Source organism: Bradyrhizobium sp. WSM1417 (assembly GCF_000515415.1).
In the GTDB taxonomy this organism is placed as follows: domain Bacteria; phylum Pseudomonadota; class Alphaproteobacteria; order Rhizobiales; family Xanthobacteraceae; genus Bradyrhizobium.
In genome coordinates this window covers 5,686,184-5,704,164 of record NZ_KI911783.1, presented here as the reverse complement: position 1 = coordinate 5,704,164, position 17,981 = coordinate 5,686,184, and the positions used below count along the sequence as shown (strand labels likewise).

Below are 17,981 nucleotides of genomic sequence, written 5' to 3'. Positions count from 1 at the left end.
GCATCGTCACAGGATGGTCGCGAATTTGTTGACGAGCAGGATGTCCTCGACGGCCTGGATGTCGTCGCGTGAGGACAGCGTGATCTCCTCGACGGCCGCATGCAGATCGCAGCCCTCGCTCAGCACGCGGTCATAGATCTCCCGTCGCCGTGGCTCGTCGGGCGGCAGCATGAATATGCTGTAGAGAATCAGGCCGCGCAATCGCGGCAGCTCGTCCAGGATGTCCTCGAGCACCATGTAGCTGCCGGGCATGGTGTGCTCGGCGGCGCTGAGCAGATAATGCAGATTCTTCCGTCGCGCGTAGTCGCGGATCACGATGTTCTGGACGTGCTGCGGGGTACGGCTGCCGTTTAGCGGCCGGGCGCCGATATAGCCGCGATGGCCGGCTCGCTCAGCCATGGAAGCCTCCCGGGAGCTTGTATTGCATGCCGACGCGTGTCGCCGGACGCAGCAGGATCGGTTCGAAGAATTCGCCGAATCGCTTGTCCGCATAGGGCGACATGATGCTCTTGAAGCGGCAGTTCATGCTCCAGCGCGAGCCGGCTTCCTCGTTGATGCGATTGCCGTGCATCAGGGTCTGGTTGAACAGCATCACGTGACCGTAGGGAATCTCGATGAACGTCGCGTGCGGCTTGATGGTCTGGTAGAGTTCTTCGGCGCTGCGCAGGCTGGCCATCCGGTCCTGCATCTCGCCGTTCAGGGACGGCGGCAGCAGATACATCGATTTGGTGCGGTGGACGTCGACCAGCGGTACCCACACAACGACCTCGAACGGCGAGTCGCCCGACCAGACGTCGGAATGGGTGGCGAGCAGTGACGAATCGTCGCCCGGCAGCTGGATGCTGAGATTGACGCGGCGCTGCATGCAGAGCTCGTTGCCGACGATGGTCTCGATCGTCGAGCGCGCCAGACGGAAATAGGTCGGACGGAACCAGGGCTCGTCATTGAGGCCGTTGAAGACGTGCAGCCGCAGGCCGTTGAGATCATCCACGCTCACCCGCGTGTGGATGGTGTCGAGCATCGCGTAGGGGTCGTTGCCGTGTGGCAGCTTCAGATAGTTCGCCGCGAGCTCGGCGGCGCGCCGCTGGATCCGGTCGAGCCCGGCGCGATCGTCGGCCGGCGTGGTGACGAAGCCGTCGTCGATGAAGCGTTGCGCCAATGCCTGCTCATCGGCCTCGAGGAAAGCCGTGTCCGTCATGCAAAATACTCCCGGGCGGTGGCGCAAACATAGCTGATGTCCGAGGTCGAGAGGAACTGGTTGATGGGGAGCGTGAGGATCTGATCCGCCTGCCGCTCGGTCACCGGGAAGGCGCCGCGACCGTGACCCAGATGCGCCGCCGCCTCCTGGAGGTGGATCGGTACCGGATAGTGGATCGCGGTCTCGATGCCCTTGTCGGCAAGATATTTCTGGAAGTCGTCGCGACGGTCCGTCTGCACGACGAAGGTGTGGAAGGTGTTGAACTCGATGTTGCGGCAAACCGGGATGAACAGGGGAAGGCCGGCGAGCTCGGCGCGGTATTGCGCGGCGTTGCGGCGCCGACGTTCGATGACAGAGGGCAGGTGACGCAAGCGAATCCGGAGCACCTCGGCCTGGACCGTGTCGAGGCGTGACACGATGCCCCATTCCTGAACGTCACTGCGATTGATCAGACCGTGATTGCGCAGGCGGCGAATTCTCGCGGCAAGCTCGGCGTCGGCGGTGACGACGAAGCCGGCGTCGCCCGCGGCATTGAGGTTCTTCAGCGGGTGGGCGGAGAAGCAGCCGAACGTTCCGATGGTCCCGCTCATCCGCCCGTCATAGGTCGAGCCGACCGCCTGCGCGCTGTCCTCGATCACGGCGAGAGCGTGCTTGGCCGCGATCGCCATCAGCGGGTTCATGTCGGCCATGCGCCCGGTCAGGTGCACCGGCATGATCGCCCTGGTCCGCGAGGTGACGGCGGCCTCGACCGCGGCGGGATCGATATTCTGGTCCGGCAGCACGTCCGCAAATACTGGCGCGGCGCCGACGGCGATGATGGCGGCGCTCGATGCCACGAACGAATTCGGCGGGGTGATCACCTCGTCCCCCGGACCGATGTTGAGTGCCCGCAAGGACAGGATCAGCGCATCGGTGCCGGAATTCAGCGTCACCACATGCGGCGAGCCGAGATAGGTGGTGAGCTCCTCTTCGAGCTTCGCAACGGCCGCGCCGCCGATGAAATCGCCGCGCCGGAACACGCCCTCGACCGCCTGCATGATCTCAACGCGCTCTTCATCAAATTGCGCGGGAAGATTGACGTAACCGATGCGCCGGCGGCCGGTGTCAGCGTCCATGGCAGAACGTCCGAACGATCTCGATGACGCGGTCCTGCTGAGCGCGCGTCAGATGCTGGTCGACCGGGAAGCTGATGACTTCCCGGGCATGGCGGTCGGTGACCGGGAAGGTGCCCGGCGCGTAGCCGAGGTGCCTGAGGCCTTCCTGCTGGTACAGCGGGATGGGATAGTGGATCTTCGCTTCAATGCCGTTGTCCAGGCAGTATTTGTAGAGCTCGTCCCGACGCTCGGCGAACACCATGTAGAGGTGATAGACGTGCTTCACGTTGGGCCGGCGCGGCGGAATGCGCAGGCCGGGCAGGCCGGCAAGGCCCGAATCGTAAAAGGCCGCGTTTTCGATCCGACGGCGCGTGATCTCGCTGGTCTGGCCGATCAGCCAGTTGCCGACGACCGCCTGGAGGGAATCGAGCCGCGAATTGCAGCCGAGGATCGCGATCTCGTCGCGGTTCTTCATGCCGTGGTTGCGGATCAGGCGAAGCCGCTCGTTCATCCCGTCGTCATTGGTGACGACGACACCGGCATCGCCCCAGACGTTGAGGTTCTTGAGCGGATGCAGGGAGAAGCCGGCAGCGATACCGTGGGTGCCGGACCGTTTTCCCGCGAACTCCGACAGGATGCCCTGGCAGGAATCCTCGACGACGGGGATGTTGTGACGCTGGGCGATCGCCATCAGCTTGCCCATGTCGGTGACCTCGCCGGTCAACTGAACCGGCATGATCGCCTTGGTCTTCTCGGTGATCGCGGCTTCGACGTAGTCGACGTTCATGCAGAAGGAGTCGTCGCAGTCGACCAGCACCGGCATCGCGCCGGTCTCGGCGATGGCGCCGACCGTGGCGATGAAGGTGTTGGCGGCCGTGATGACCTCGTCGCCATGGCCGATGCCGAGCGCCTTGAGCGGCAGCTTGAGCGCATCGGTGCCCGATCCGACGCCGATGGCGTGACGCACGCCAATCAGCTCGGCAAAGCGCCGTTCGAATTCGGCGACCGGCTTGCCCAGGGTGAAGTCACCGGTCGCCACCAGTCGGCCGATCTCGGCCAGGATCGGTGCCGGGTCGGAGAATTGCTCGAGCAGATAGGAATATCGAACGTCGTGCATGGGGGCCGTCAGGTGGAATGAAGTTGCGGAGAGGAGGTGTGCGAGGCGGGGAGCGCGCGCGCGATCGAGGTCGCAATGGCGTCGGCGGAAAGTCCGTGCTTCTTGAGCAGCGAATCCTGCGATCCGTAATTGTGCATGAACCGGTCCGGCAGCGACAACCGCAGCATCGCGGGCAGGCCAGAGCCGAGCTTGTCGATCAGCGCCTCCGCGACCGCGCTGCCAAGGCCGCCGGAGGGCACGTGCTCCTCCAGCGTCGCTACCAGCCTGGTGCCCCGGATCGCTTGCAGCAGCGCCTCGGTGTCGAGCGGCTTGACGGTGTGCATGTGCAGGATGCCGGCGCGAATGCCTTGCGCTGCCAGCAGGTCGGCCGCAGCGAGTGCGCGCTGGAGCATGATGCCTGTCGTGACCATGACGACGTCGCCGGGCGGCCGCATCAGGATGGCCTTGCCGATCTCAAAGCCGTGCTCGGCCTTCGAGACCACGGCGTCGCCACCTTTGCCGAGCCGGATGTAGATCGGCCCGGTCCAGTCGAGCGTTTGCTCCATCAGCCGCGCCGCCTCGTCGGCGTCGCACGGGCAGACCACCGTCATGTTCGGCAGCGCCCGCATGATGGCGATGTCCTCGATCGCCTGGTGGGTGGGGCCGAGCGGCGCGTAGACCAGCCCGCCGCCATTGGCGATCAGCCGCACCGGCAGATTGTGCAGGCACAGATCGACGGCGACCTGCTCGTAGCAGCGGCGGGTGAGGAATGTGGCGATGGTGTTGACATAGGGTACGAAGCCTTCCATCGCGAGACCGGCCGACATGCCGATGATGTGTGCTTCCGAAATGCCTTCGATCAGATGGCGCTTCGGAAAATCCTTGCTCATCGCGCGCAAGGTACCTGCGCCGGGATCGGAGCCGATGTAGAGCACACGCTCGTCGCGCGCGGCGAGCTTGTGGACCATGTTCATCGCGGTGTTGCGCATGAGGACCCGATCAAAAATCCCCGACGGCGACGCGGACGGCGTCGAGCTCACTGTCGGTGAGCTTGTTCTTGTGATGCCAATCGGCGTTGGATTCCGCGGCCGGCAGACCCTTGCCCTTGACGGTATGGCAAATGATCGCGGTGGGTCTTCCCGGAACGGCTGGGACCTGCTTCAGGACGCTGCGCAGGGCGGCGATGTCGTGGCCGTTGAGCTCCTGGACGGCAAAGCCGAAGCTGCGCCATTTGTCCGCGAGCGGCTCTAGCGGCAGGACGTAATCGGTGGGGCCGTAGCTCTGCAGCTTGTTGTAGTCGATCAGCGCGACCAGATTGTCGAGCCCGTGCTTGGCCGCGCCCATGGCGGCTTCCCACACCGATCCCTCGTTGATCTCGCCGTCGCCGAGCAGGACGAAGGTGCGGTAGCTGCGCCCGCGCATGCGCGCGGCGAGCGCGAGGCCGACACCGATCGACAGGCCGTGTCCGAGCGCGCCGGTCGAGGCCTCGACCCCCGGCACCATTCCGTATTCGGGATGTCCGCCCAAAATGCTGTCGGGGCCGCAGAAACCGTCCAGCTCCGACAGCGGAAAGAAGCCGCGATCGGCCAACAGCGCATAGAGTGCAAGACACCCGTGTCCCTTGCTGAGGATCGCGCGGTCGCGGGCCGGATCGCGCGGGTTGTTCGGATCGATCCGCAGCACGTCATCGTAGAGCACGCGGACCATCTCGATCAGCGACAATGCCGGACCGACATGTCCGCGTCCCGCGGAGCGGACAGAACCGAGCACCAGGCGGCGCAGATAAAGGCTGCGCTCGTCAAGCGTGCAGGTGAGAGCGGCTTCAGCGTGCGGTGAGATCTGGGTCACTTCGGTAAATCGGTTGGGCGAATCGTCTGGTGAAGCCGGCGGGCTTTGTCGAGCTGACCGGCGAGGCGGATCCTAACATCGCCACCTTGCGCAGCCATTGCGCGCCGGGAGCGGCTGTCCGGCAAATAGGCGTTCAGGACAATCAGGCACCAGATTCCCTTTAACACAGGATAAAGTACGTCACGTCGGATCGCAAACGCGTCATCGTTCGCCTCGAAGGCGCGCGACAACCGTTCAATCAAGTGATTCGCGCTCGCCTCGGGCAGATCGCTACCGGGGTGAATGGCAGTGTCGGACACGAGCTTGACCGGATCGTCCCAGCCGAAATATTCGAAGTCGATGAATCGCAAGCGCCCGTCTTCGGCGCGCAGTGCGTTGTGCAGTCCGAAATCGGACGGACTCAGCGCGCGATGGGTGGGTGCAAGGTCCGCTGCGGGATGCCGACCCAGTTCCGCGTAGTGCCGGCGGAGCTGCCGAATCGCGACGTCAATGCTGGGGACCAAGCTGCCTTCCATGAACGCGCGCAGGTCGGGATGATCATCCGAGGCCCGCCTCAGTGCGTCCAGGCGCCGCTCGTACTGGGCGATGGCCGCCTCGGGCGAAAAGATGCTCGCTGAGGCGTTGCGCAAAGTCTGCGCGCCTTCGGCCTCGCGCAGCTTCTGCAGATCGATGAGGAAATCGGCGAGCTGATCGGCATCGTCGCCTTGGGGGCGCAGCACCGCGGCCTCGCCGTCGAACCACTGGTACAGCGCGCAGAACGCATCTGCGTCCTTCGCGACTGGCCGCGGTGTCGACGTGATGCCGTGGCGCGCCAGGAACGAGAGTGCATCATACTCCTGTCCTAGGCGATCGCGTCCGTCGGACGGATAATGTTTGAGGGCGAGGGGCGGTCCCTCTGCCATCTCCAGCCGAAACACCCTGTTGTTGCCGCCGGACCGTGCCGGCTGGGCGGATGCGACACGCGCACCGGCCAGGCGGCTGCCGATCGCCATCGCATCCGGCGCGGTGATGTCGGTCTCGCTCATGCCGCAAACACCTCGCGGCGGATATCGGCCCATGTCGCGATCGGCTTGCAGTGTTCGGGGTGGAGAGGCTGCGACGTCGTGAACAGGATCGATCGCGTGGCCTTCGGAAAATGTGGTTGCTCGAAGACGTCGACGAGGTCGTCGATGAAGACGTCGAGCTTCAGGCTCACGAGCCTCTCGACCTTGGCGGCCAGTGTGTCCTCGAAATAGACGTCGCCGATGGCCAGCGTCGCATCCGCAGCGTCGACCAGGCCGGCTCCCCGCAGCCAGCTGCGCGCGGCGTCACGCAGGTCCGTGCGATCGGGGTCCTGATGACCGAATCGGGTCTTGTGGCTGATGATGGAGACTTTAGAGCCGGCCTGCTTGCACGCCGCCAGGAATTCCCGCACCCCCGAATAGATTTCGGCGCTGCCAATTCCCTTGCCGTAGACGAAGCCTTGCAGTCCTTGCCAGGCGAGCTCGCCGCCCGCGCGGGACCGGAGATGATCCCGTAGGTCGGTCTTCAGCCCCTCCCACCCTTCCGGCATCAGCCCACGCTCACGTGCGACGGCCGCAAAGACCTTGTCGTAGCAGATGATCGTGTTGTCGAAATCGATGCCGATCCGCACGCCGCTCACTTCAGGCTGATGTTCTGCATCATCTTGATGTTGAAGTACCGGGGGTCGTTGAGCGAGTTCGGCAGGTGGCCGGCCTTGAAAGCGTCAACGAGACCGGACACGGCCTGCTCGATCGTGTGGGACGGCGCAAAGCCGAGCTCGCGCCGGATCTTCTCCGAAGAGACGTGGTAGGAGCGGAGATCGTCGGTCGGCTCAACGACGACGTCGACATTGCTGCCGACCACCGACTTGACGATGTCGGCGATCTTCATCAGCGAGTGGTTCTCGTAGCCGATATTGTAAGTCTTGCCGTCGATCTTTGCGTCATCCTGCTGGAGCAGGAACAGATAGGCCGCGGACATGTCCTCGATGTGCAAATTGGGCCGGCGCTGCGTTCCGCCGAACACGCGGATGCGGCCGGTGTTGACCGCGAGATTTGTCAGGATGTTGACGACGACGTCGAGCCGCTGCCGCGGTGCGTAGCCGCAGACGGTGGCGGGACGAACCGTGCAGGTGACGAAACCGGACGCGGCCTCGTCGGCAAGGTCGGTCTCGCACATCGCCTTGAACTTCGAGTAGTCCGTGAGCGGCTCGCAGCACAGGTCCTCGGTCACCTCGACTTCGTCCTTGATGCCGTAGACGCTGGACGAGGAGGCATAGATGAAGCGCTTGATGCCTGCCTTCTTGGCGGCGCGCACCATCGGCCGGAAGCAGTCGTAATTGATGGACTTGCCGAGCCCCGGGTCCAGCTCGAACGACGGGTCGTTGGAGATGCAGGCGAGATGGATCACGGCGTTGTTGCCGCGCAGGGCCTCGTTGATCGCGGCTTCGTCACGGATGTCGCCCTTGACCAGGCGCAAATCGGGATTGTTGCGGACGCCATCAAACACGTCCTCGCCATACATGAACAGGTCGAGCACGGTGACCTTGTGGCCCGCAGCGAGCAACTGGGGAACCAGCACGCTGCCGACATAGCCGGCACCACCGGTGACCATCACGTTCCATTTTTGACCAATCACTGTCGTTCTCCAGTATCTGCCGGTCGCGCTACTTCAGCAACGCGGTGACGAACTTGACCAGCGGCACTTTTTCGACCGAGCTGCGGTGGCCGACGATCCCGACCTTGATCGCGCCGGCCGCGTTGCCGATGAAGGCGACGTCCTCGATATTGCCGCCGGCGGCGACCAGCGGCGCCGTGATCGTCAGGAAGGCGTCCCCCGCGCCGACGGTGTCGACGACGGTCTTGGTGAAGGCGGGAACGCGCGTGACGCCGGTTTTTGACGAGAAGGGGTAGCAGCCGAAGGAGCCATGCGTGATGATCATGTTGTCGCAGTCGATCTTGCCATGCAGGCCGGCCTCGATCACGGACGCGATGTCGCTGAACTTGTCGGTTGCAGCCAGGCGCGCCTCCGGCGCGTCGATGCAGATGTAGTCGGCCCGCGGATACCGCGTGATCAGGTTGTAGCCGTGATTGCCGCTGTTGCTCTGGGCATTGACCGCCAGGAACTTGGAGTTGACGATCAGGGCGTCGATCGTGCTCGACGCGATCATGCCGTGACCGAAATCGGTGGCGATCACCACGTCCGCGCCACGCACGCGCTCCGTCGTGATGCGGTCGATCTCCTTCCGATCGGCCTCGTCGAGCGGCGTATCGTCCATGGTGTAGACTTCGAAGAGCTTGTGCAAATATCCCAGCTCGACGTACCGCGATTTGCGGGTCGTCGGACGGCCCTGAAGGCGGATCGGCGTCAACGTGACGTTCGGGCGGACATGCGCACGAATGAACTCTTCAGGGTAGTCGTTGCCACCCAGCGTCGTGACGACCTCCACCGACTTGCAGAAGCTCGCGACATGGTTCGCCGCGGCAATGACGCCGCCGGCAAAATGCTCGCCGTTCTTGAACAGCGTGGCGACGATGTTTTCCTTCGAGGCCTTTCCGAGCGCCGTGACGTACTGGTATTCGTCGATGATGGTGTCGCCGACCAGGACGACGTGCATGTCCTGCACCTTGTCGATCAGCTCCAGCAGGCGGTCGGCGCCGCCGCCTTCACGGACTTTTTGCAGGTAGTCGCGGAGTGGAGGATCGTAGATGTCGAAATACCGGTTCACCAGCGATGAGGAGCTGAATGTCACGTCGCGCGTGAACACGATGCGTCCGCCGTGACACTCGACGGCGTCGCGCTCGCTCCGGATCTTGCCGGTTACGTCGTCTTCGGGGTTTTCGTAGTCGGACCCCTTCACATAGATGTCCGGCCGCACAGTATCCAGGATCGGCTCGGCGCTGGAGGTGTGGTTGATGCCGACCCAATCGACCGTCGCGAGCGAAGCCAGCATCTCGGCCCGCATGTTTTCGGGGAAGATCGGCCGCCCCGGTCCCTTGTTGACGTAACGGTCGGCGGTGATCGTCACCATGACGACGTCGCCCTCGTTGCGCGCCGCCTGGATGTGCCTGATATGGCCGAGATGCACGAGGTCGAAGACGCCGTGGCAGAGTGCAACCTTCCGGCCCCGCGCTTGCGCGGACCGCGCGATCTCGCCCAATTCCTCGATTGTCTTGATCTTTTCGTGCGCCGCCAGTTGGTCGTTCAACGCGGGAGTGTCGTTCGAAATATTGCCCATGTGAATAACCCAAAGCGCCGGCCGGCCTCAGCCGGGCGGTCCGGAATTGATCGATTCGCCGCAACGATACCCGGCGAACCTGTTCACAGGCTTGCCTTCTGCGGCGCGCCGGACGCCTAGTCGTTGTTGTCTCCCAGATATTTGAACCAGTCCTTCGTGGCGTCCGCGATCTTGTCCACCGTCCACAGGGGGGCGTCCTTATACTGATCCATCGACTTCAGCATCGTCGCGACCCCGTCCTCAAATTTTACCTTCGGCGTCCATTTCAGGATCCGCTTGATCTTGGTGATGTCGGCATAGGTGCAATCGGGCTCGCCGGGACGCTTGGGAATGTGGACCTTGTCGCCGCCGAGGAGCTCGACCAGCTGGTTGACACTGTAGGTGTTGTCGGAGCCGACGTTGAAAATCTCGTTGGAGACCTCGGAGCGCGCGGCCGTCACGAAAGCGTCGGCGACATCGCTGACGAAGGTGAAGTCGCGGGTCTGTTCGCCGTCGCCGACCACCGTGAAGGGCTTGCCGGCGAGCTTCTGCGCCATGAACACGCCGAACACGGCGCCATAGGTGCCCGTGGTGCGATGGCGCGGCCCGTACACGTTGAACAGGCGCAGCGCCACCGCGGGCAGCTTGTAGACTTGGCACCAGTGCATGACGCACTGCTCGCCGAGATTCTTGGTGAGGGCATAGGGATACATCGGCCGAATCTCGGCGCTCTCCGGCGTCGGATAGACGTCGGGAATTCCGTAGCAGGAGGACGACGCGGCATAAACGAAGCGGCTGACGCCGGCCTGCCGTGCAGCCTCGAGAACGTTGACCGTACCGTCGACGTTGGCGCGGTGATACGGGATCGGGGACTCGATCGAGGGAACGATGTCGGCCAGCGCTGCGAGATGGAATACCCAGTCGATGCCGTCGAAATGCGGCTTGATCGATTCGCGTTCGGTGACGTCTGCCCGCACGATCTTCAGTCGATCAGAATCGACGCGCGAGGCCAGATTTTCGGGGCGTCCGATCACGAAATTGTCGAGCGCGACGACCTCGTGGCCGTCGTCGAGGAGGCGGTCGACGAGGTGACTGCCGATGAAGCCGGCGCCACCGGTAACGATGCATTTCATAGGAACATCCGTGATGCGAATGCCCAGCGAAACAGGCCCGCCAATGTTGAGTGAAGGTGGAAACCGAATCGGCTGCTAGTCGGCTTCGAAGGCAATATACCTTTGCAATCGCTGGTGATAGCCGGTATCAGGACGTCATGTCGCCGTCGAGCCGCGTGCCCATGCCTGCCGAGTCCGTCGATCCCGATCACAAGGCTTTCCTTGACGACTACGTAGGGCGCCTCCACCGTGCGACGGCAATTGACGATGGGGTTTTCGCCAGGATTTCCGCCACCCGCACGGTCTGGTTGCGCGCGCGCGAGCAGGGCGGCCGCGTCATCTTCATCGGCAATGGAGGCTCGGCCGGCATCGCCTCCCATCTCGCAATCGATCTGGCGAAGAACGCAGCGGTGCCCGCACTCTGCTTCAGCGATGCCAGCATGATGTCGTGCCTCGCCAATGACTACGGTTTCGAGGACTGGCTTGCGCATGCTGTGAGGCTGAACGCACGCGCCGGCGATTGCCTCGTCGCAATCAGCTCGTCGGGACGTTCGAAGAACATTCTCAATGCGGTCGCGCAGGCGCGGACGACGAAGCTCGATGTGATCACGCTGTCGGGCATGAACGCGGAGAATCCGCTGCGCTATCTCGGCGACGTCAATTATTACGTCGACAGCCGCAGCTACAACATCGTCGAGACCACGCATCAGTTCTGGATGATGGCCGCGATCGACCTCATCATCGGTCGCGCGGAATATCCGGCCTCTTGAGGCGGTGCCCTCGATCTGATCACCACGGGGTGAGATTGCCTCGCCCGCTCGCATGTCTCCGTTGCACGGTCCTACGATGAAAAACCTGTTTTACGTCCGCCATACCTGCCGCCTCTGTCATTCGGACAAGCAAGAGCTTGTCGTCCCGATGGCAGGCATGCCCATTGGCACGCCGAACTTCCAGGTGCCGGATGCAAGCGTCGACGATCCCGTCTTTCGGGCTGCGGTGCCGATGGCGCTGCACCTGTGCGCAGATTGCGGCCACCTGCAGATTCTCCACGTCGGCAATCCAGAGATCCAGTACCGAAACTACGTCTACACCACCTCGCTCTCGCTTGGCCTGCGGGAGCACTTCGCAGGCTACGCCGGCGACGTCGTCAGCCGGTTCGCCATCGCGCCAGGCTCGCTGGTCGTCGAGCTCGGCAGCAACGACGGATCGCTGCTCGGTTTTTTTAGGGAACGCGGCATGCGGGTGCTGGGCGTCGATCCCGCCGTCGACATCGCGCGGCGTGCGACGGAAGCGGGAATCGAGACCATCGGCGATTTCTTCACCGATGCCATCGGTCGCCGCATCCTGCAAAGCCATGGCGCGGCCAGCGTCGTGATCGCCAACAACATGATCGCCAATGTCGACAATCTCGACCCGCTGGTGATCGGGGTTCGTGACGTGCTTGCGCCGGACGGGCTGTTCGTTTTCGAAACGCAGTATGGCGTCGACGTCACCGAGAAGAACCTTCTCGACACCGTCTATCACGAGCATCTGTCGTATTTTAACATCAAGCCGCTGACGCGCTTCTTCGCGCGGCTCGGCATGGAGGTGATCGACGTCCAGCACATCGAGACCAAGGGCGGCTCGATCCGGGTGACGGTGCAGCGTGCCGGCGGCGCGAAGACGCCGTCCGCGGAGGTCGCGCGCTTCATTGCCGAGGAAGACCGGCTCGGCGTCGACCAGCCGGCCTACTATGTGCCCTATGCGAAGAGGATCGCCGCCATCCGCGACGAGTTGGTCGCGATGGCCGATGCCGCCCATGCGCGCGGCCAGCTCGTCGCCGGCTACGGCGTCTCGGTCGGGACCACGACGCTGCTGCCGCAGTTCGGCCTGGAGAACAAGATCGACTTCCTGGTGGACGACGACCCCAAGAAGGGGAACGTCATGGCCGGCCCGGGGTATGACATCCCGATCCTGCCGCCCGCCGCCCTTTACGAGCGCAAGCCGGCCTTCGTCGTCGTCTTCGCCTGGCGCTATGTGGATCCGATCCGGGCCAAGCATGCCGGCTATTTCGCCGGCGGCGGAAAGTTCGTTGTGCCGTTACCGGGCATTTCGACGATTGAACGGGCCGACTGACCTTGAAGGGGCGCTAAAGGGGGGAGCAGGTGAGGGGGAGCCCGGTATGTCGTTCTGCAGGTAACCGGCCGTGGCCTTGGGACGACGCATTGCAGGGGGGAGATAAGCCCTTGATCGGCCTGATCTCTGGCCGGGCGCCCGCGGAGGTCGCTTTGCCCGCGCGGGCCCTCTCTATCTTGACCTTTGGTCCCATCCGCAGTAGATACCGCGCACTCGCAGCCGGCCCGTTAGACGCGGATCTCCGGCGCGGCTTTGAAATCCCCGAACAATCGAGCCCGATTTCCGGCTCATCCTTCGACAGAGGGCTGGGCCAACGGCGGCTGTTCGGATCCCTGAAATTCATTCGCGTCTGTCGACGGACGTTGGACATCAAACGATGGCAGTCAGCCCGTTCAAGTTCTTGCAGGAAGTGCGCTCGGAGACCGCCAAGGTCACCTGGCCGACCCGCCGCGAGACCACGATCACCACCATCATGGTGTTCGTCATGGTCGCCGTGGCCTCGATCTTCTTCTTCGCCGCCGACCAGATCATCCGCGTCCTCATCACCTTCCTTCTGGGCATTCACTGATGGCAACAGCAACGGCTCAATTGTCTGACAAGCGCTGGTACATCGTCCACGCCTATTCGAACTTCGAGAAGAAGGTCGCCGAATCGATCCGCGAGCAGGCCAAGCAGCGCGGGCTCGAGGAGCTGTTCGAGCTGGTGCTGGTTCCGACCGAGAAGGTCACGGAAGTGCGCCGCGGCCGCAAGATCGACGCCGAGCGCAAGTTCTTCCCGGGCTACGTGCTGGTGAAGATGAAGCTGACCGACGAGGCGTTTCATCTGATCAAGAATACGCCGAAGGTGACCGGCTTTCTCGGCGCGGAAAACAAGCCGATGCCGATCTCGGAAGCCGAGGCCATGCGCATCCTGCACCAGGTGCAGGAGGGCGTGGAACGGCCGAAGGCGTCGGTATCGTTCGAGATCGGCGAGAACGTGCGCGTGGCCGACGGCCCGTTTGCCTCGTTCTCGGGTGTGGTCGAGGAAATCGACGAGGCGCGCTCGCGCGTGAAGGTCGCCGTGTCGATCTTCGGCCGCGCCACGCCGGTCGAACTGGAATTCGGTCAGGTCGAGAAGGTCTGATCGGGCAGGCGTGAGGCTTCGGTCTCGCGCAACAAGAGGCCGTGGGAGGGAGAGGGCGGTTGCCAGCCGCATCCAACCCAGACCACGAACCTGAAACCGCCGGCCCAAGCCGGCCCAACAGGAGTGATACATGGCAAAGAAAGTGACCGGATACCTGAAGCTTCAGGTCCCGGCCGGTGCGGCGAATCCTTCGCCCCCGATCGGTCCCGCGCTCGGTCAGCGCGGTCTCAACATCATGGAGTTCTGCAAGGCGTTCAACGCCCAGACCCAGAAGGAAGAGAAGAACACCCCCATTCCCGTCGTGATCACGATCTACGCCGATCGTTCGTTCACGTTCGAGATGAAGACGCCGCCGATGTCCTTCTTCCTCAAGCAGGCTGCCAAGATCCAGTCCGGCTCCAAGGCGCCGGGCCGTGACAAGGCGGGTGCGGTGACCAAAGCGCAGGTGCGCGAGATCGCCGAGAAGAAGATGAAGGATCTCAATTGCGACTCGATCGAGTCGGCCATGAAGATGGTCGAGGGCTCTGCCCGTTCGATGGGTCTGGAAGTGGCGGGGTAAGGGCTCATGGCAATCGGAAAGCGTTTGAACAAAGCCCGCGAAGGTATTGATCGCGAAAAGCTTTACCCGCTCGCGGACGCCATCAAGATGGTCAAGGAACGCGCGAAAGCGAAGTTCGACGAGACCATCGAGGTCGCAATCAATCTCGGCGTCGATCCGCGTCACGCCGACCAGATGGTCCGCGGTGTCGTGACCCTGCCGAACGGCACCGGCCGTACGCTCCGCGTCGGCGTGTTCGCCCGCGGCGCCAAGGCCGACGAGGCCAAGGCTGCGGGTGCCGATGTCGTCGGCGCCGAGGACCTGGTCGAGAAGGTGCAGAACGGCACGATCGATTTCGACCGCTGTATCGCAACCCCCGACATGATGCCGCTGGTCGGCCGCCTCGGTAAGGTGCTCGGCCCGCGCGGCCTGATGCCGAACCCGAAGATCGGCACCGTGACCATGGACGTCACCGGCGCCGTGAAGGGCGCCAAGGGCGGGTCGGTCGAGTTCCGCGTCGAGAAGGCCGGCATCCTGCAGGCTGGCGTCGGCAAGGCCTCGTTCACCGAGGAAAAACTGGTCGAGAACATCAAGGCTCTCGCTGACGCTGTCTCCAAGGCCAAGCCGGCCGGTTCCAAGGGCACCTACATCCAGCGCGTTGCGGTGTCCTCGTCGATGGGTCCCGGCGTGAAGGTCGAGCCGGGCACCATTCTCGGCTAAGGTTTGGAAACGACATGAGGCGAGGGGCGGAATTGGGCAACCGATTCCGCCCCTCGTCGTTTGTGACGGCGTTCACCGGAAACAAGAACAATGACTGACAAGGTCCTGATCTACTCGCGCTTTCCCAAGACGATGATGGCGCGCTTCGCCGAGCGGTTCGAGCTGCTCGACACCGGCGGCAAGCCGGCGAGCGAGATGTTTTCGGCCGACGCGCTCGGCGGTATCCGCGCGGTGCTCACGGCCGGCGGCACGCCGCTGGGCGCGGAGGCGATGGACCTGTTTCCGAAGCTCGGTGCCATCGTCTGCTACGGCACTGGCTATGACGGTGTTGACCTGAAGGCCGCTGCTGCCCGCAACATCGCGGTCGGACATAGCCCGGGCGCCAATGCGGCCTCCGTCGCCGACATCGCGATGACGCTGATGCTCGCGACGACGCGGCGAATCCTGGTTGCCGACCGGTACGTCCGAAGCGGCGATTGGGCCGCCTCAAAGCCCTCGCCGATGATGCGCCCGCAGGCCGGGATGCCGGGCCGCCGCATCGGCGTCTACGGCATGGGCGAGATCGGCCGCAAGATCGCAGCGCGCTGCGCATCCTTCGAGAGCGAAATCGGCTATTTCAGCCGCAGCAAATACGATCTGCCCTATCAATATTTCCCGACGCTGGAGGCGCTGGCCGACTGGTGCAGTGTGCTGATGATTGCGGTCCGGGCAGGAGCCGAGACCCAGCATGCCGTCAGCGCCGTTATCCTCAAGCGCCTCGGGGCGGACGGCTATGTCGTCAACATCTCCCGCGGCTCGGTGATCGATGAGAAAGCCCTGGTGGTGGCGCTCACCGAAAAGACCATCGCTGGAGCCGGTCTCGACGTCTACGAGAAGGAGCCGCACGCCCCCGACGGGCTGACGTCGCGGCCCAACGTCGTGTTCGCCCCCCATATCGGCGGCCACACCCTCGAATCGCACGTCGCCATGCAGAACTGCGTGCTGGCGAACCTGACCGCATTTTTCGAGGGCCAGCCGCTGCCTTACGCGGTCAAAGGAGCCTGAATCGGACCTTGTCGGCCCGGGTCAAGCGCCAGCGGCAACGGATTGGAACTGGTGTGAATTTTGCTCTTGGCAAGCAGGCCCCGAGCGGTTAAAGAACCGCTTCCGGACGTGCCGGCCTCGGCTGGCGCGTTCGTGCACGCATTCCGAAAACAAGCGATGGAGATCATTCCTTTTCAGGGCGTCCGTGAGGATTTGCTGGAAAGGAGGGAAATTCGTCGGGTGTGGGATGCGGGCAGAGGTCGGGCGGTTCGCCGGCTGACCTTGTCCTGTCCAAGACTGCAGGCGCTCGCGGGGAATTTCGATTTCTCAACGGCTTAATCGCATGCCTGCATAGACGGGTGAAGACCGGATTTCACGTCGTGATCGCCTTGGGGTCGGTTGCGGAATGGGTCTGGTTCGGACCTCGACACGCCGTGGGCCCTGTGGGCTCCCGGAGGGCAGGCTTTGAATTGTCGTCTTGCCCGGCGTGTCCGATGGGTTTGGCCCTGAGGTTCAGGTTTGGGCGGGACGATGGGTGCAACCCGGCGGTCCCGCTTTCGCGATGACCGCCAACCGGAAAGAGCTTGCTGTGGAACGAGCGGCAAAAAAGGAAGCGGTCGAACAGCTCAATGGGGTCTTCAAGACCACGAGCGTCGCGGTCGTTGCCCAATATTCCGGCCTTACCGTTGTCCAGATGCAGAAGCTGCGCTCGCAGATGAAGCAGGCTGGCGCCTCGGTGAAGGTCTCGAAGAACCGTCTCGCCAAAATTGCTCTTGAAGGCACTGACGTCGTTGCCATCGGCCCCATGCTGAAGGGACCGACCGTGATCGCCACTTCGGACGATCCGGTAGCGGCGCCAAAGGTCGCCGTCGAATTCGCCAAGGCGAACGAAAAGTTCGTCATCATTGGCGGATCGATGGGAACGACCGTCCTGAATGTCGACGGCGTGAAGGCTCTTGCCTCGCTGCCGTCGCTTGACGAACTGCGCGCCAAGATCGTCGGCCTGCTTGTGGCCCCGGCGACCAAGATCGCTCAGCTCGCCAACGCGCCCGCGGGCAAGCTCGCGCGCGTCATCCAGGCTTATGCCTCAAAGGGCGAAGCGGCCTGACGCCCTTCGCAAAACTCAAACCCGAACCAGACTTACATTCAAGGAAACTGAACAATGGCTGACCTGCAGAAGATCGTTGACGACCTCTCGAGCCTCACCGTGCTCGAAGCTGCCGAACTCGCGAAGCTCCTCGAAGAGAAGTGGGGCGTTTCGGCTGCCGCGGCTGTCGCCGTGGCCGGCCCGGCTGGTGGTGGCGCTGCCGCCGCTCCGGCCGAAGAGAAGACCGAGTTCACGGTCGTTCTTGCCGCCGCCGGCGACAAGAAGATCGAGGTCATCAAGGAAGTCCGCGCCATCACCGGCCTGGGCCTGAAGGAAGCAAAGGACCTCGTCGAGGGCGCGCCGAAGCCTGTCAAGGAAGGCGTGAACAAGGACGAGGCCGAGAAGCTCAAGGCCCAGCTCGAGAAGGCTGGCGCGAAGGTCGAGCTCAAGTAAGCAGCGCTTACGGGCACGAGATCCCGGTCAGCATCATCGCAACCGGGGTCTCGGTCCACTCCTCGAAAGGGTGGGCGAGATGCAAAAGGCGTGCGACGGAACGACCCGACGCAGGCCGAACACGAAAAAGTGTGGGGATTTGAGGGTTTGTCCCTCGAATCTGCACTAATGTCGCCCCATATCGGGTCGGCAGCACGAAAGCGCGGTGGGCAGGGATGCCGCATTCCCTGTAAGCCGTTGGGAGAGCAAGCTATTTCGGGCTTTTGCAGTCCGTGAAGAGGATGGTTGTGACGGGCGGGCGCGCTCCTGCGCCCCGCGCGTCGTTTTGCGTTTTGAAGGTCTGAAGAACAGATTCA

General features: G+C 63.5%; 20 protein-coding genes. 9 read left to right on the top strand and 11 right to left on the bottom strand.

All coding sequences use genetic code 11. The annotated features are described in order from the left end of the window. Nucleotides 1-6: 6 nt before the first annotated feature. The 11 genes from BRA1417_RS0127945 to BRA1417_RS0127895 all read right to left on the bottom strand — a co-directional run bounded on the left by BRA1417_RS0127945 (nucleotide 7) and on the right by BRA1417_RS0127895 (nucleotide 10,588). Nucleotides 7-399, bottom strand: a complete 393-nt coding sequence (locus BRA1417_RS0127945) for an LIC12192 family sporadic carbohydrate cluster protein (protein ID WP_027518612.1) — start codon at nucleotides 397-399, stop codon at nucleotides 7-9. Continuing rightward, nucleotides 392-1,198 (bottom strand): sporadic carbohydrate cluster 2OG-Fe(II) oxygenase, encoded by an 807-nt coding sequence (locus tag BRA1417_RS0127940; RefSeq protein ID WP_027518611.1) that lies wholly within the window; start codon nucleotides 1,196-1,198, stop codon nucleotides 392-394. Before BRA1417_RS0127940 ends, BRA1417_RS0127945 begins: the two co-directional genes overlap by 8 nt. Continuing rightward, nucleotides 1,195-2,313, bottom strand: a complete 1,119-nt coding sequence (locus tag BRA1417_RS0127935; protein ID WP_027518610.1) for a DegT/DnrJ/EryC1/StrS aminotransferase family protein — start codon at nucleotides 2,311-2,313, stop codon at nucleotides 1,195-1,197. The genes BRA1417_RS0127940 and BRA1417_RS0127935 overlap by 4 nt, the downstream gene beginning before the upstream one ends. Further along, on the bottom strand, nucleotides 2,303-3,409 hold the full coding sequence (locus BRA1417_RS0127930; protein WP_027518609.1) for a DegT/DnrJ/EryC1/StrS aminotransferase family protein: 1,107 nt from the start codon (nucleotides 3,407-3,409) through the stop codon (nucleotides 2,303-2,305). The genes BRA1417_RS0127935 and BRA1417_RS0127930 overlap by 11 nt, the downstream gene beginning before the upstream one ends. Before the next feature lie 8 nt (nucleotides 3,410-3,417). Beyond that, nucleotides 3,418-4,377, bottom strand: a complete 960-nt coding sequence (locus tag BRA1417_RS0127925; protein WP_027518608.1) for a transketolase family protein — start codon at nucleotides 4,375-4,377, stop codon at nucleotides 3,418-3,420. Between the two features lie 10 nt (nucleotides 4,378-4,387). Continuing rightward, the gene (locus BRA1417_RS0127920) at nucleotides 4,388-5,236 is read right to left on the bottom strand and encodes a transketolase (protein ID WP_035968827.1); all 849 of its coding nucleotides are present in this window, start codon (nucleotides 5,234-5,236) and stop codon (nucleotides 4,388-4,390) included. Continuing rightward, the gene (locus BRA1417_RS0127915) at nucleotides 5,233-6,261 is read right to left on the bottom strand and encodes an aminoglycoside phosphotransferase family protein (protein ID WP_035968824.1); all 1,029 of its coding nucleotides are present in this window, start codon (nucleotides 6,259-6,261) and stop codon (nucleotides 5,233-5,235) included. The genes BRA1417_RS0127920 and BRA1417_RS0127915 overlap by 4 nt, the downstream gene beginning before the upstream one ends. Then, nucleotides 6,258-6,869, bottom strand: a complete 612-nt coding sequence (locus BRA1417_RS0127910) for a hypothetical protein (RefSeq protein ID WP_245286278.1) — start codon at nucleotides 6,867-6,869, stop codon at nucleotides 6,258-6,260. Before BRA1417_RS0127910 ends, BRA1417_RS0127915 begins: the two co-directional genes overlap by 4 nt. Nucleotides 6,870-6,874: 5 nt before the next feature. After that, nucleotides 6,875-7,876 (bottom strand): NAD(P)-dependent oxidoreductase, encoded by a 1,002-nt coding sequence (locus tag BRA1417_RS0127905; RefSeq protein ID WP_027518604.1) that lies wholly within the window; start codon nucleotides 7,874-7,876, stop codon nucleotides 6,875-6,877. 28 nt (nucleotides 7,877-7,904) lie between these two features. After that, nucleotides 7,905-9,476 (bottom strand): PfkB family carbohydrate kinase, encoded by a 1,572-nt coding sequence (locus BRA1417_RS0127900; protein WP_027518603.1) that lies wholly within the window; start codon nucleotides 9,474-9,476, stop codon nucleotides 7,905-7,907. A gap of 116 nt (nucleotides 9,477-9,592) precedes the next feature. Continuing rightward, entirely contained in the window at nucleotides 9,593-10,588 is a 996-nt protein-coding gene (locus tag BRA1417_RS0127895) for an SDR family oxidoreductase (RefSeq protein ID WP_027518602.1), read from the bottom strand. Nucleotides 10,589-10,749: 161 nt separating this feature from the next. Here BRA1417_RS0127895 and BRA1417_RS0127890 point away from each other — a divergent pair, with 161 nt between their 5' ends. The 9 genes from BRA1417_RS0127890 to rplL all read left to right on the top strand — a co-directional run bounded on the left by BRA1417_RS0127890 (nucleotide 10,750) and on the right by rplL (nucleotide 17,625). Beyond that, nucleotides 10,750-11,337: an SIS domain-containing protein gene (locus tag BRA1417_RS0127890; RefSeq protein ID WP_245286277.1), complete on the top strand. Its 588-nt coding sequence runs from the start codon at nucleotides 10,750-10,752 to the stop codon at nucleotides 11,335-11,337. Nucleotides 11,338-11,389: 52 nt separating this feature from the next. Continuing rightward, on the top strand, nucleotides 11,390-12,682 hold the full coding sequence (locus tag BRA1417_RS0127885) for a methyltransferase domain-containing protein (protein WP_371260004.1): 1,293 nt from the start codon (nucleotides 11,390-11,392) through the stop codon (nucleotides 12,680-12,682). A 376-nt stretch (nucleotides 12,683-13,058) separates the two neighbouring features. Next, the gene (secE, locus tag BRA1417_RS0127880; RefSeq protein ID WP_007602984.1) at nucleotides 13,059-13,250 is read left to right on the top strand and encodes a preprotein translocase subunit SecE; all 192 of its coding nucleotides are present in this window, start codon (nucleotides 13,059-13,061) and stop codon (nucleotides 13,248-13,250) included. Then, nucleotides 13,250-13,804 carry a transcription termination/antitermination protein NusG gene (gene nusG / locus BRA1417_RS0127875; RefSeq protein ID WP_007602985.1) on the top strand — a complete coding sequence of 185 codons (555 nt, stop codon included), beginning with the start codon at nucleotides 13,250-13,252 and terminating at the stop codon, nucleotides 13,802-13,804. The genes secE and nusG overlap by 1 nt, the downstream gene beginning before the upstream one ends. Before the next feature lie 130 nt (nucleotides 13,805-13,934). Continuing rightward, nucleotides 13,935-14,363, top strand: coding sequence for a 50S ribosomal protein L11 (rplK, locus tag BRA1417_RS0127870; protein ID WP_007602986.1), 429 nt, complete (start codon nucleotides 13,935-13,937; stop codon nucleotides 14,361-14,363). A 6-nt stretch (nucleotides 14,364-14,369) separates the two neighbouring features. Next, a complete protein-coding gene (gene rplA / locus BRA1417_RS0127865) occupies nucleotides 14,370-15,062 on the top strand; it encodes a 50S ribosomal protein L1 (RefSeq protein ID WP_007602988.1) in 693 nt (230 codons plus the stop codon). 90 nt (nucleotides 15,063-15,152) lie between these two features. Further along, nucleotides 15,153-16,106: a 2-hydroxyacid dehydrogenase gene (locus tag BRA1417_RS0127860; protein ID WP_027518598.1), complete on the top strand. Its 954-nt coding sequence runs from the start codon at nucleotides 15,153-15,155 to the stop codon at nucleotides 16,104-16,106. 568 nt (nucleotides 16,107-16,674) lie between these two features. Then, on the top strand, nucleotides 16,675-17,193 hold the full coding sequence (gene rplJ, locus BRA1417_RS0127855; RefSeq protein ID WP_027518597.1) for a 50S ribosomal protein L10: 519 nt from the start codon (nucleotides 16,675-16,677) through the stop codon (nucleotides 17,191-17,193). Nucleotides 17,194-17,247: 54 nt separating this feature from the next. Beyond that, nucleotides 17,248-17,625 (top strand): 50S ribosomal protein L7/L12, encoded by a 378-nt coding sequence (rplL, locus tag BRA1417_RS0127850; RefSeq protein ID WP_007602994.1) that lies wholly within the window; start codon nucleotides 17,248-17,250, stop codon nucleotides 17,623-17,625. Nucleotides 17,626-17,981 lie beyond the last annotated feature (356 nt).